Annotated in this window: 16 protein-coding genes and 1 rRNA gene; 2 read left to right on the top strand and 15 right to left on the bottom strand. The window is 40.3% G+C overall.

Translation table 11 applies throughout. The features are described from left to right. Positions 1 to 102: 102 nt before the first annotated feature. Together P8610_RS18770 and metG are read right to left on the bottom strand one after the other, a co-directional pair. Entirely contained in the window at positions 103 to 870 is a 768-nt protein-coding gene (locus P8610_RS18770) for a TatD family hydrolase (RefSeq protein ID WP_394605756.1), read from the bottom strand. 184 nt (positions 871 to 1,054) lie between these two features. Further along, entirely contained in the window at positions 1,055 to 3,016 is a 1,962-nt protein-coding gene (metG, locus tag P8610_RS18765) for a methionine--tRNA ligase (RefSeq protein ID WP_394605755.1), read from the bottom strand. A gap of 721 nt (positions 3,017 to 3,737) precedes the next feature. Between metG and P8610_RS18760 the strand changes: the two genes are divergently transcribed. Next, complete coding sequence (locus P8610_RS18760; RefSeq protein ID WP_066285380.1) at positions 3,738 to 4,022, top strand: AbrB/MazE/SpoVT family DNA-binding domain-containing protein; 285 nt, start codon at positions 3,738 to 3,740, stop codon at positions 4,020 to 4,022. Between the two features lie 46 nt (positions 4,023 to 4,068). On the opposite strand, the gene P8610_RS18755 is transcribed toward P8610_RS18760, so the two are convergent. The 4 genes from P8610_RS18755 to P8610_RS18740 form a co-directional block, all read right to left on the bottom strand. Then, the gene (locus tag P8610_RS18755; RefSeq protein ID WP_394605754.1) at positions 4,069 to 4,221 is read right to left on the bottom strand and encodes a hypothetical protein; all 153 of its coding nucleotides are present in this window, start codon (positions 4,219 to 4,221) and stop codon (positions 4,069 to 4,071) included. Positions 4,222 to 4,410: 189 nt separating this feature from the next. Then, on the bottom strand, positions 4,411 to 5,295 hold the full coding sequence (gene rsmI, locus P8610_RS18750; protein WP_394605753.1) for a 16S rRNA (cytidine(1402)-2'-O)-methyltransferase: 885 nt from the start codon (positions 5,293 to 5,295) through the stop codon (positions 4,411 to 4,413). Further along, positions 5,267 to 5,560: a GIY-YIG nuclease family protein gene (locus tag P8610_RS18745; RefSeq protein ID WP_394605752.1), complete on the bottom strand. Its 294-nt coding sequence runs from the start codon at positions 5,558 to 5,560 to the stop codon at positions 5,267 to 5,269. Before P8610_RS18745 ends, rsmI begins: the two co-directional genes overlap by 29 nt. Next, positions 5,544 to 6,296, bottom strand: a complete 753-nt coding sequence (locus P8610_RS18740) for a tRNA1(Val) (adenine(37)-N6)-methyltransferase (RefSeq protein ID WP_394605751.1) — start codon at positions 6,294 to 6,296, stop codon at positions 5,544 to 5,546. Before P8610_RS18740 ends, P8610_RS18745 begins: the two co-directional genes overlap by 17 nt. A gap of 179 nt (positions 6,297 to 6,475) precedes the next feature. Here P8610_RS18740 and P8610_RS18735 point away from each other — a divergent pair, with 179 nt between their 5' ends. Continuing rightward, the gene (locus tag P8610_RS18735) at positions 6,476 to 6,637 is read left to right on the top strand and encodes a hypothetical protein (protein ID WP_394605750.1); all 162 of its coding nucleotides are present in this window, start codon (positions 6,476 to 6,478) and stop codon (positions 6,635 to 6,637) included. A gap of 28 nt (positions 6,638 to 6,665) precedes the next feature. Here P8610_RS18735 and yabA read toward each other — a convergent pair whose 3' ends face one another. The 9 genes from yabA to rrf form a co-directional block, all read right to left on the bottom strand. Next, entirely contained in the window at positions 6,666 to 7,019 is a 354-nt protein-coding gene (gene yabA, locus P8610_RS18730; protein ID WP_289493760.1) for a DNA replication initiation control protein YabA, read from the bottom strand. Between the two features lie 14 nt (positions 7,020 to 7,033). Then, positions 7,034 to 7,864 carry a PSP1 domain-containing protein gene (locus P8610_RS18725; protein ID WP_137792182.1) on the bottom strand — a complete coding sequence of 277 codons (831 nt, stop codon included), beginning with the start codon at positions 7,862 to 7,864 and terminating at the stop codon, positions 7,034 to 7,036. Between the two features lie 4 nt (positions 7,865 to 7,868). After that, positions 7,869 to 8,858 carry a DNA polymerase III subunit delta' gene (gene holB / locus P8610_RS18720; RefSeq protein WP_394605749.1) on the bottom strand — a complete coding sequence of 330 codons (990 nt, stop codon included), beginning with the start codon at positions 8,856 to 8,858 and terminating at the stop codon, positions 7,869 to 7,871. A 14-nt stretch (positions 8,859 to 8,872) separates the two neighbouring features. Beyond that, positions 8,873 to 9,313, bottom strand: a complete 441-nt coding sequence (locus P8610_RS18715) for a YaaR family protein (RefSeq protein ID WP_394605748.1) — start codon at positions 9,311 to 9,313, stop codon at positions 8,873 to 8,875. A 20-nt stretch (positions 9,314 to 9,333) separates the two neighbouring features. After that, positions 9,334 to 9,663: a cyclic-di-AMP receptor gene (locus tag P8610_RS18710; RefSeq protein WP_394605747.1), complete on the bottom strand. Its 330-nt coding sequence runs from the start codon at positions 9,661 to 9,663 to the stop codon at positions 9,334 to 9,336. Between the two features lie 15 nt (positions 9,664 to 9,678). Further along, the gene (tmk, locus tag P8610_RS18705) at positions 9,679 to 10,323 is read right to left on the bottom strand and encodes a dTMP kinase (RefSeq protein WP_394605746.1); all 645 of its coding nucleotides are present in this window, start codon (positions 10,321 to 10,323) and stop codon (positions 9,679 to 9,681) included. Positions 10,324 to 10,335: 12 nt separating this feature from the next. Beyond that, positions 10,336 to 11,760 (bottom strand): aminotransferase class I/II-fold pyridoxal phosphate-dependent enzyme, encoded by a 1,425-nt coding sequence (locus P8610_RS18700; RefSeq protein WP_394605745.1) that lies wholly within the window; start codon positions 11,758 to 11,760, stop codon positions 10,336 to 10,338. A gap of 117 nt (positions 11,761 to 11,877) precedes the next feature. Further along, positions 11,878 to 12,039, bottom strand: a complete 162-nt coding sequence (locus tag P8610_RS18695) for a sigma factor G inhibitor Gin (RefSeq protein WP_394605786.1) — start codon at positions 12,037 to 12,039, stop codon at positions 11,878 to 11,880. 870 nt (positions 12,040 to 12,909) lie between these two features. Beyond that, positions 12,910 to 13,014, bottom strand: a 5S ribosomal RNA gene (rrf, locus tag P8610_RS18690); the annotation flags it as partial.

The raw sequence follows: 13,014 nt of genomic DNA, 5'->3' as shown, positions 1-13,014 counted from the left end.
AAAGGGAAGAAAAACCGTTTGACAAATTTCCCGTCCCTTTTGTCAATTCTTGAAAGATTAACGCGATATTTCTCATGCTTTGCTAGTTTCCGACAACATCCCCTATTGAGAAATGTTAAAAATTTGAAACGCGTTGTCGGAAGTTTTCTTTATGATGTCTTCAAGCGGAAGATCTTTTAGTTCAGAAAGTGTTTCAGCGACATACTTTACATAAGATGGTTCATTTCTTTTTCCTCTTAATGGATGAGGACTTAGATAAGGACAATCCGTTTCAATCAAAAGCCGGTCCATCGGAATCTCTGTAGCAACTTCCTTTACCTTCTTTGCATTCTTGAACGTTACTGGTCCACCAAAACTTATGTAGAAATTCATATCCATGCATTGACGGGCAACTTCGATGCTTCCGCTGTAGCAGTGCATGATACCGCCAACCTCATGGGCTTCTTCCTCTTTCAATATGTCAACTACATCTTGCGTTGCTTCACGATTATGAATCACAATCGGAAGCTTCACCTTTTTTGCGAGTCGGATTTGGCGTCTGAATACCTCTTTTTGAACATCTGCAGGCGACTTGTCCCAATGGTAATCTAATCCCATCTCGCCAAGAGCGACAACTTTTGGGTGCGCTGCAAGTTCTTCGATCCAAGCCAAATCTTCGTCTGTCATATCAATCGCGTCTACGGGATGCCAGCCTACGCAAGCATAAATAAAGTCGTATTCTTCAGCAAGTTGCATCGCACCTTTTATGGTTTCGCGGTCAAAGCCGACAACCACAATATGTGTTACGCCTTCATCTAACGCCCGTTGAATAACCGCCTCGCGATCCTCTTCAAACTGTGTTGCATTTAAATGTGCGTGTGTATCAAACATAGTGTACAATCCTTTCAACTTTACAAATCTTATCACATTTTCCATTCATTCGGGTAACAGTAGCATTACAAGTTAGTTACATCGTGGGTATTAAGTCCTATTTTCCGCGGTAAAAATCGTGTTTATTCACTATCTTCCGCCCTAAAAAAGCAAAAAGCAGGGATAAACTCCCCGCTTTTTGTTGTTATTTTACTTTTGCACCGTTTGGAAGTGAAGGGTCTACTGTAGCCAATGTTAATTGGCCATCAGAAGAACCGGCTAAAATCATTCCTTGCGATAGTTCACCACGTAATTTAACAGGTTTCAAGTTCGTCACGCAAATCACTTTTTGACCTACAAGCTCATCCGGTTTATAGAACTGAGCGATTCCCGAGACTACTTGGCGCTTTTCATATCCAAGATCCAATTGAAGCTTTAGTAATTTATCTGCTTTTTTTACAGGTTCTGCTTCAATTACGGTAGCTACGCGAAGATCAACCTTCATAAAATCATCAATCGTGATCTCAGGCTTTTCTTCAGCAGCAGGTGCTTCTTCTTTTTTCGGCTCTTCAACCGCTGGAGTTGAAGTACCGCCCATTGAATTTTTAATAAACTCAACTTCTGCTTCCGTTTCTAAGCGAGGGAAGATCGGGTCTCCTTTTTCCACCGCAGTACCCGCAGGAATCGCACCAAATTCCTTCAGTGTATCCCAATCTGTAATGCTCTTGTCTTTCAAACCTAACTGGCTCCAGATCTTTGCTGGTGTTTCTGTCATAAACGGCTGAATGAGAACAGAAACGATACGGATTGATTCTGCCAAATGATACATAACGCTTGCAAGTTCACCTTGTTTTGCTTCATCTTTTGCTAAAACCCATGGCTGTGTTTCATCAATGTACTTGTTTGTACGGCTTACTAATTGCCATATCGTTGAAAGCGCGATTGAGAACTCAAGCTTTTCCATCGCTTCTTCTGTTTTTCTTACTGTTTCTAAAGCAAAGTCTTGAAGCGTTCCGTCAAACTCGGTGACTTTCCCTTCATATGAAGGAATCTTACCGTCAAAGTATTTTCCAATCATGGCAATCGTACGGTTCAGCAGGTTTCCGAGATCGTTTGCTAAGTCAGCATTTACTCTGTCAACAAAACTTTCCGGTGTAAACACGCCATCAGAGCCAAATGGCACCTCACGAAGCAAGTAATAGCGAAGCGGATCTAATCCATAACGGTCGATTAGAACATTAGGGTCCACTACGTTTCCTTTTGATTTAGACATTTTACCGTCTTTCATCAATAACCAGCCATGTGCAATAACTTGCTTTGGAAGCGGAAGATCTAGCGCCATCAACATGATTGGCCAATAGATCGTATGGAAACGAACTATTTCTTTACTCATTAAATGAACATCAGCCGGCCAGTATTTTTGATATTTTTCATCGTTCTCACTGCCATACCCTAGAGCCGTAATATAGTTAGATAATGCATCAATCCACACATAAATAACATGTTTTGGATTTCCCGGTACTTTTACACCCCAGTCAAAAGAAGTACGTGATACTGCAAGATCTTCTAACCCCGGTTTAATAAAGTTGTTTATCATTTCGCGTTTTCTTGATTCCGGGAAGATAAATGCCGGGTTTTCTTCGTAATATGCCAACAACTGATCCGCATACTTGCTCATACGGAAAAAGTAGCTTTCTTCTTTAACCTTTTTCACTTCACGTCCGCAGTCAGGACATTTACCGTCTTCAAGCTGACGTTCTGTAAAGAAAGACTCACAATCTGTACAATACCAGCCCTCATACTCACTTAAGTAAATATCATCCTGATCAAGAAGCTGTTGAAAGATCTTTTCGACAGATTTTTTGTGTCGCTCATCGGTAGTACGAATATAATCATCATAAGAGATGTCCATCTTTTTCCAAAGAGCTTTAATATCTTCAACGATGCCGTCTACATATTTTTGAGGGTGAAGACCTTGTTCGTTTGCTTTCTTTTGAATCTTTTCTCCATGCTCATCCGTTCCTGTCAGATACATAACGTCAAAACCTTTTAATCGTTTGTATCGAGCCATTGCATCCCCTGCAGTTGTTGTATATGCATGACCAATATGAAGTTTGCCGCTTGGATAATAAATAGGTGTTGTAATGTAGAATGTTGGTTTCGCCAATCGTGCCGCCTCCTCAAAATAGTTACCTTATAGTAAAGAAAACTTGGCTGACGCCAATCTTTCGCGTCAGCCTTAGTTGCGCTTATACTATTAACCTAAACTTGTGCCACTTCGAAAAACATCGTGCTAACTAGTTATACTTTCTAATAGTGGAAAAAAAGCCCCACGATTTAGGGACCATTTGTTCTTTACATTTAGGAAAAAAATTACTTTAACGGAAAATGTATCTTTTTACAAAAACTATAAAAAACTGTTTGCATTAGGACATAAAAGTAAAAAAGTAAGCGAAAGATTTCTATGTAAATACTTTCATTATTCTCTTTTCTTCCTTCAAAATATACCTAAAGCATAGAAAGTGTGTCAAGGCATAGAAGCCAATGGTCGGAAAGGGAAATTTGGATAGTATTTTTTCGTTGTTAGTTTTGTCGAAATTTGACGTTTTATTTTATCGGTATTTCCAGTTAATTTTTTTCATCTTTTACACATTCTTGAATTTTTTATGACAATATATGAATATATCTTCCAATTAAGGGTTTGGGAAGTATTATAATATGGGTATAGTCTAGTAAATTCATTGGTAAAAGTTGAAAAAATGTTTAAGTCAAAACTATTGACGACAATTGGAAATCTTGGTAAGATGTTCTCGTAGGATTTTGTCGAATTCTGACGATTTAAATAGATAGGGAAATCTTTTTATATATCTGGGAGGAGAGATTTTATTATGAAATCTACAGGAATTGTACGTAAGGTGGACGAACTAGGACGTGTCGTTATTCCGATCGAATTGCGCCGTACTTTAGGAATTGCAGAGAAAGACGCTTTAGAAATTTATGTTGATGATGACCGCATCATCCTTAAGAAATACAAGCCGAACATGACTTGTGCAGTAACTGGGGAAGTTTCTGATGACAACTACACTGTTGCAGGCGGAAAGATCATCCTTAGCCGTGAAGGTGCTAAAGAAGTAATGGATGAGCTTCAAAAGCAATTACAAACATCAAAATAAGCATAAAAAACAAGAGCCTTCGATTTAGAAGGCTCTTTTCCTTTGTCTAAAACATTTTAAATTTGAATCTTAGTTGCTTTTGATAGTAGTTGATTTCCGTTTCAGATGCTCGCTTTCCGCGGGGCAGGCGGTGAGCCACATTTGTACGTTTCACTCTTAAGCGTCTCACCTGCCCGCCTGTCCCGCAGGAGTCTCGCATCTTGCACTGCAATCAACTTGCAGTGAAGAGAATGAACAAGAATGACCTAGTAGCAACAATCTATTAGAAAAAAGCTGTTGCTGTTTCCCTAATCATTTGATGCTTTGAAAGTAATTGTTCACCGTTTTAGGATACTTGCTATCCTCAGCTTGTTGCATTTTAGCTATCTTGCTCCCTTTAGAGAAGAGACTACAACCCGTGATACTCCTGATAGACTTCCCGTTTTGGTACGTTTCGGTCTACTGCTGCTAATTTTATTGCTTCTTTTGGTTTTTCGCCTTTTTCTACGTAATGTTCTACGTGATCTTTTACTGATAAAGGTTCCCACCATTGTTCTTGCTCTTCTGCTTCGAATTCTTTATGTCCGCTGCCTTCTACTACTAAACAGAACTCACCTCGAATTTCTGTGTCTCCTTGGCTGAAGAACTCAGATACTTCTTGTAAGGTTCCGCGAGTTATTTCTTCATATTTTTTTGTAAGTTCACGAACGACTGCAATGTTTCGGTTTTCTAAAACTACGCTCATCGCTTGAAGTGTTTCTTTTAAGCGATGTGGAGCTTCGTAAAACAAAAGGGTGGAAGGAAATCGTTTTAAGTTTTCTAGCTCTGCCTTCTTTTCCTTTTTCCCTCTTGGCAGGAAACCATAGAAGGTAAAAAGCTCTGTATTCAGTCCTGATGCAACAAGTGCAGGAAGTGCTGCATTTGCTCCTGGAAGCGGAATAACGGCAATCTTTTCTTCTACGCATTGAACAACGAGCTCGTAGCCTGGATCAGAAACACCTGGCATTCCTGCATCTGTCACGAGTGCAATTTGTTTACCGTCTTTTAACTCTTCTAAAAGCTTTTTGCCGCTTTGCTGTTTATTGTGATCGTGATAGCTCGTTAAAGGAGTGTTGATCTCAAAGTGATTGCACAGCTTTTTTGTTTGTCTTGTATCTTCTGCTGCAATGAGATCCGATTCTTTTAAGATACGAATCGCACGGTAAGTCATATCTTCTAAATTACCGATCGGTGTTGGAACCAAGTACAGCATGCCGCCATCGTTATCATTTCCGTAGCTCTTTTGCTGCCACATATGAAACACTTCCCTCTTTTATCATTCTTTCTTTTTCAGCTCGATTGAGTTTCTTAACTGCAAACTCCATACGCATCGCTTCCTGTTTCGTTGAAAAAGATTTTTGGAAAACAAGTTTTAGAGGACCTCTTCCCCTCGTATACTTAGCACCTTTTCCTTCTTTATGCTTCTCTAGACGTTTAGCCAAATCATTTGTATAGCCTGTATAATAAGTTCCGTCTCCACATTCTAAAATATACAAAAAGTGATTATCTTCCTTCTTCACCATAGAACATCCTCTTTAAATGATCCGTGTATTGGCCGTCTTCACCATATACCGTTATCGGGGGTAAAATATGCAGATCTGGTTTGCCGTTCTTCATTCCTTCTATTAAAAGCATGTTAGCTTCACTGCCCGCTTTCGGATAAATGAGCTGTAATTTCTTTGGTTCGAGTTTGTACTGTCTCATATAAGCTAAGATTTCCATCAATCTGTTCGGCCGATGGACCATCGCCACCTTTCCGCCTTGTTTCACGAGCTGGCTGCTGACGCGTATGACATCTTCTAGCGAACAATGAATTTCATGACGAGCAAAGGCGAGGTGTTCATTTTGATTAAAATCTTCTTCATGCAGAGACGCAAAATATGGCGGGTTGCATGTGAGCGCATCGAATGTACCATGGCCATATGTAGCTGGAGCGTCTTTGATGTCTCCCAAGTCCATTTGTATCTGTTTCTCTAAGTTGTTTAGCTCTACACTTCTCGTTGCCATACTGTGTAATCTATCCTGAATTTCGACTCCAGTAATGTTTGCTTTTGAGCGTTTGCTTAACAAAAGCGCAACGGCGCCGTTTCCACTGCATAGGTCGACGATTCTCCCTTTTTGAATAGGTACCCAAGCAAATCGGCTAAGTAAAACGGCATCAAGTGAAAACGAAAAAACAGAGGGACTTTGTATAATCTTTAAATCTTCATGCACTAAAAAATCAATCCGCTCATCTGGCAGGAGTTGTTTTTCCATGGTAATTCCCCCTTTCTTCTATATAATAAGTTTTTAGTTTTTTTAAATTGTTAATGAAGCGCAATTTCCAACTAGACCTCTGCTTTTCTTTTTAGAAGGAAGGTTTTTTCTATAGATTGCTGCTTACAAAGCATTGTAATAGTTCATTATCTTCATTGAAAAGTTGATTGGAGTGCAAGGTGCGAGACTCCTGCGGGACAGGCGGGCAGGTGAGACACTTAAGAGTGAAACGTACAAATGTGGCTCACCGCCTGCCCCGCGGAAAGCGAAGCACCTGGAGCGGAAATCAACACTATCAAGATCTACAAAGAAAACTCCAAACTTTAAACACAGCCATATAAAAAGAAGCCTTCCCATTTGGAAAGGCGTTTATTTCTTATTTAAAAATGAAAGACAAAACAAACAATCTCCCTCTGAACGTACACTGCCATAATGAAGGTTGCAAATGTGGAATCCTTCTTGGTAGAGACGTGCCAGGTTATCATAGCCCTCACCGATATCAGTAGGCTCTTTTTTGGCTTTAGAGGCTGAAGACTTTTTAACCGAATTCCGCTTTTGGTCAGCATTCAGCTTGTTTCGCAGATTATCATTTTCCATCACGAGATGGTGGTTTTCTTCAATGAGTGCAGCCAAATGGGTCTTGAAATCTTCCAGTTGCTGTGACAGCACCGTGATTTGCTCTTCCATCTGTACTACGCGGGAAAATATTGTTTTCTTTTCCACGAATTCCACCTCTTTTACTCTGTTGCCTGACTGAATAGTTCCTCTCTCTTACCTGCAAGCTCGTCCAAAGTGAACTCGGTTGTTCTTTCCATTGCAGGAATGTTCACTTGAATGATCTTCTCAAGCAAGTTCAAGCCGACAACGCGACCAACACCATGAGGGGTCATAATTTCTTCACCAACATCAGGCATTTCTTCTTTTGCTTCTTCATAATAGTCGTTTTCGTACTTCAAACAGCACATCAAACGGCCGCATAGACCTGAAATTTTAGCAGGATTTAATGAAAGGTTCTGATCTTTTGCCATCTTAATCGATACTGGCTCAAAATCTCCCAGGAATGTAGAGCAGCAAAGCATTCGGCCGCATGGACCTATTCCGCCAAGCATTTTCGCTTCATCCCTAACACCAATCTGCCTGAGTTCAATTCTTGTTCGGAAGATAGAAGCCAGGTCTTTTACCAGTTCACGGAAATCAATTCTTCCGTCTGCTGTAAAATAAAAAATGATTTTGTTACGATCGAACGTATATTCCACATCGACAAGCTTCATATCCAGCTTATGTTCGATGATTTTTTCCTCACAACTTTGAAACGCTTCCTTAGCAGCTGCTTTATTTTCATCTACAGACAAAATGTCTTTCTGTGTCGCGAGCCGAACGACTTTCTTTAAAGGAAGAACAACATCATTCTCCCCGACTAGTTTCTTATCGATAACTACCTTGCCATATTCTATTCCACGCGCTGTTTCCACAATGACAAACGCGTCTTTTTTCACTTCAAGGTCGCCGGGGTCGAAATAATAAACTTTACCCGCCTTTTTAAAGCGGATTCCCACTACCTCATACAAGGTTTTATCCCTCCCGTAATCGTAAAACCAACTGCTCCATCGCCATCAGGGGGCTGACGTTGCTCCTGAGTCTAGCTTGAGCAGTCAGTATAGCTTGCAGAGCTTCACCCGTCTTTTTTTGCGAAGTGTGAAGAGCCTGCTGCTCTAATGCTTGAAGCTGATCGAAAAACACAACGTTTTCCGAGTTTGATAAATGTATAGATAAAAGATCTCGATACCAGATCAAAAGTAAGTTTAACGCTAAACGCAACTGATCTTTTTCTTTAAAAAAACTTAAATACTGATCTTGCAGAATAACAAGACAGTAATCCGGCCGTAGCCGCAAGTCCTCCGTTAATTGTATCACTTTGGCTCTCGCTTGTGCAAACCACTCTTCCCTACAAATTTCGAGCGCTTCTGCATAATCCGACGTTAAGGAAGACGCTAATAGAGCAATCGGCTTCGGTATATCTTCCTGAAGTAATTTTTCTAAGATCCCTTGTGGCGGAAGGGCTGAGAAGGACAAAGTCTGAGCTCTAGAACGTATGGTATCGAGCAAACGATGAACCTGTTCTGTTAAGAGAATAGCAATCGTATCTGCACCAGGCTCTTCTAAAAACTTTAAAAGACTGTTCGCAGCTTGCACGGTCATCTTGTCAGCGTGCTCAATAATGTATACTTTTTTTGAGGACTCCATGCCGCTATAGGCAAATTCCTTTTGCAAGCCTCTGATCTGATCGATCTTAATGTTCTGCCCGTCTGGTGTGATGATATGAACATCAGGATGGTTTCCTGACGTAATCCTCTTGCAGTTCGGACAGCTCTCGCATGGATTACCTTCCTCCGCATTTCTGCAAAGAAATGTTTTTGCAAGTACAGTTGCAATCGCCATCTTACCGGTTCCATGTGCTCCTTCAAAAATATATGCATGAGCAAGGCGCTGTTTTTTTATACTGTTTTTTAATAACTTCACAACACGATGCTGTGTTTTGCTGCACTCTTCCCAGCTCACCATATTCCACTCACCTACTACGTATATAGATTCACTAACAATCCTTTTATTTCTCCAATTTTATCGAGCAGCGTAATCGGCTCTTTTTCTTGGCTCAATACAGCCTCTGTCAAAAGAATCAGCTGTTCATCTACTTCTTTTACAAGGCTCAGCGTTCGTGATCTGCCTTGCTCGTTCCAGCTTTTGTTTTGCTTTAGCTGCATACCGAAATCAACTGCTTCTTTTACGAAGCGTTGAACTAAATTTTTATAAAGCTGCAGATCGCGTACTGTTTGTGATTGCATCAGTCTTTTGCTTTGATTTTCTATATCACCTAACAGTCTTGTTAACTGTTCGGATTGTAACTTTTCACTTTGTTTGGATACGGCTTCACCAAAAGAAAGAGAAGGCTTTTTACCTGTCTTACCGTCGTTCTGTTTTGTTTCAAGAACTGGTCTAATATCTTGGCCGATTTTCATAATTACCCCTCAATTTGTTTTTAAAATTGCTGAAAGTTTTCTACCGGCAGAACAAACACGGTTGCGCCGCCTACTTCAACTTCTACTGGGTATGGCACATAAGCATCTGCGTTGCCGCCCATCGGTGAAACGGGAGCAACCATCTGATTACGGCTTTTGCAGTTCTCACGGATAATTTCCATTACATCCTCGATTTGAGCATCTTCCACACCAATCATAAACGTTGTATTTCCAGCTTTTAAAAAACCGCCTGTTGTCGCGAGCTTTGTGGCACGGTAACTTTTATCAACAAGCGCATCCTGCAATCTATTGCTGTCTTTATCTTGAACAACGGCTATAATCATCTTCATGGCAAATGCCTCCTTTTACTTTTCCTTATGATTCGATAAAAGTTGATCCAAATCCTTCGCGATCTCCTTGAACACTTCGTCAGGATTCTGTTCGCCATTTATTCGAACAATACGGCCAGTCTGTTTAGAGAAAATATGTTCAAATCCTTCTCTAACAAGTTCATGATACGTAAGATCTTTTTGTTCAATTCTGTCGAGATTTTCTGTTCCGTAGCGAGCTTTCATACGTTCTCTGCCAACTTCAGGTGACACATCTACAAAATAACTGCGATCCGGTACAAGTCCGCTCGTTGCAATGTTGTTTACTTGAAGCACAGATTCTTCTCCTACACCAAGACCAAACCCTTGGTAAGCTATAGATGCATCAACGAAACGGTCGCACAGCACAACTTTTCCTTCCTCTAGTGCTGGGAGTATCTTTTCATGAACATGCTGTGCACGTGATGCCGCATAGAGTAGCACTTCCGTAAGGTCATGCATTTCTTTATGTTCTGGATCCAAAATAAGCGCTCGAATTTTATCGCTGATTCGTGTTCCACCCGGTTCGCGTGTTTGAATAAAATCGATCTTCTGTTTCTTAAAATATTCTGCAACCTTCGCGATCTGAGTTGTTTTACCAGACCCGTCAGGACCTTCTAATGTTATAAATAAACCTTTCACTGTTAATGCCCCTTATGTTCTATCAAAAACATACATCTGTTCGTGCCCGAATGTTCCCTGAAACCGAGCACCTTTCTTTTTCAATAAAGAAAACTGATGAATGTGTTTCGAAGTAATTTGTTCCCCTTTTGCGATCAATGGAATTCCTGGTGGATATGGAATAATGGCATCAGCAGCAATCAGCCCTTCTGCTGCCTCAATCGAAATAGGTTTTGCTTTTATCCGTTTCATTTCACGATAAGAAAGTGCTAATCTGCTGACTGATGATAAAGCATGTATAGTCTCACCATGCAGCTGACTTGCTTTATAACTCTGAAGTTGATTGGATATCTTTTCGAATACTTTTTTTAGATCTTCTAAATGAGGAATCCGTCCTAGCGGAAAGACAAACAAAACATTACGATCATCTGCGAGCTCGGTAAATAATCCTTCATTTTCAAATAACATCTGTAGCTCATATCCTGATATTTCCCTGTCAGACTGGACAGTAACCTTTAGTGGATCAAGTACATAATCATTAGGCACAGACTTAACTTCAAGGTGCGGAAGTGAATGGATAAATTCTCTTAGGTTCAAAGTTTGATTAATGATGTTATCTAACTCGATATTACTGAGATTTTCAAGAAAAAGCCGGCTCAAATCAAGTGAAGCCATAATAAGGTAGGATGGGGAACTCGATTGAACCATCTGTAACGCATGAGATAAGCGCTGGATATCTACTCGATCGCTGTTCACATGTAAATAGGCACCCATCGTAAGAGCAGGAAGTGTTTTGTGCGCAGATTGCACCACCATGTCTGCTCCTTTATGTATCGAGCTTTTCGGCATATCTTTTAGTCCATAGTGTGCTCCATGCGCCTCATCTACTAGTACGATACCCCCGACCCTATGAATAAGTTCAGCGATTTCTGTGATGTCTTGCTGCATACCGTAATAAGTAGGGTTTGTTAGAATGATTCCTTTTACACCGTGATACATTTCAACAGCTTGTCTAACCGTTTGAAGTGACACTCCTAATGGATAGCTGCCATCTTCGTCGATTTCAGGCTGCAGAAATACAGGTGTGACTCCAGCTAGCTCGAGTCCATTCAGCACGGATTTATGACAGTTTCGTTGTACCAAAACGATATCTCCCTCTATAAAGGAAGAGAGGATCATCGCATGATTGCCCGAAGTACTTCCACCGACAAGAAAATAACTCTTCTCGACTTGGTAAAACGATGCTAATAACTTTTGTGCTTCTAAAATAGGACCCTCTGGGTGATGCAGATCATCCAGTCCTGTTAGTTCTGTTACATCCAGCGGTAAGACAGACTGAAAAAAAGGTGCCGCCGTCTTTTCAAACAGAAGCCCATTTTTATGACCAGGCACATGAAAAGACCATTTATTTTTATGAATATGATTGATTAACGCTTCGTATAGCGGTGCTTGCTTCATCTTTTATTCCTTTTGTTTTCACACTTTTTTCGTTCCATATATACTTTTATTCTATCATAGTTTCATGTTCTACGAATTTGCAGCAACAAAAAAACAGGCTATCGATCAGCCTGTTTTTCACGAAGACGCGTTTACTAATTTTAATTTTCTCAATTGCGATAAGTAATGTTTATAATATTCATCATTTGTTTTTGCGGTAAGGATTTTCTGTTCACATTCTCGGCAAATAAATTGATGAAGAATGTGTAATCCCCGATCCTTCTGTTCTTCACATACCATACAATTTTCCCCGTACTGTCGTGTCGCTTTCATTCTTCCACCTCCATAATGCCATTGTTGCCAGAATTGTTTATTCATATACGTTTTTTCAGATTATTTTAGGTTCTTTAAAATGTATGAAACTCTGGGCTTTGTTGTGTCTGTCTCTATACAAAACGATAAAATAAACCGAGTTCACGTCTTCATGGTTGCTAAATCCCCGATGTGCAAGGATTTGAAACTAATCGATGTGCAGAAATAGAGAGTTTGAGTGCATTTTGAGGGCGACGTGGGTTTAGGGTGTTGAGTGGTGTTAATCCAGATTGCTTTTTTTGATGTAAGTGGTAATGATTTTTAGCTGGTTGAAGTTATAAATCAGCTTATCTGTATTGCACTTATGTCGAAAATCGGATAAATTTTTTTATAAGCGGATATATAGACCGTATACGCGGATATATCTTACATTACCTTGGATATATTCAGGATTACCGCGGAATTGTGTCTGTATTGGAGGAGAAGAGCGTTGCGAAGACGTAATGAGGGGAAAGTTTTCATTACTTGCATCGAGAATCAGCTACTTCCATCTTATTTTTGAGCGATTTTTGCAGATTTCGTTAAAGAATAGACCGAAAAGAAGATGGCTGTGGCCATCTTCTTCCTTTTTTATAGGTTTAAGACCATGCTGGTGGCAAAAACGAATCTAAGTCGAAACGGATTAAATAGAATATAGGCGATTCGCTATATATCGACAACTGAAACTAGCCCTATACCCTCCAAGCTTACTTCACCCTAGTCACCTTTTAATCTGAAGTTTAGCGAATGCCAAACCACCTTATTTCTTTTTCAAACACAAAAAAAAAGAAGATGGATTTTCATCCATCTTCCTCATTTGCCTAGCGACGTCCTACTCTAACAGGGAGAGACCCCCAACTACCATCGGCGCTGAAGAGCTTAACTTCCGTGTTCGGTATGGGAACGGGTGTGACCTCTTCGCCA

The sequence above is a fragment of the Fictibacillus sp. UD genome (assembly GCF_043558025.1).
GTDB lineage: Bacteria > Bacillota > Bacilli > Bacillales > Fictibacillaceae > Fictibacillus.
Note: the sequence above shows the minus strand (reverse complement) of the source record. Positions and strands in the feature narration are given on the sequence as shown.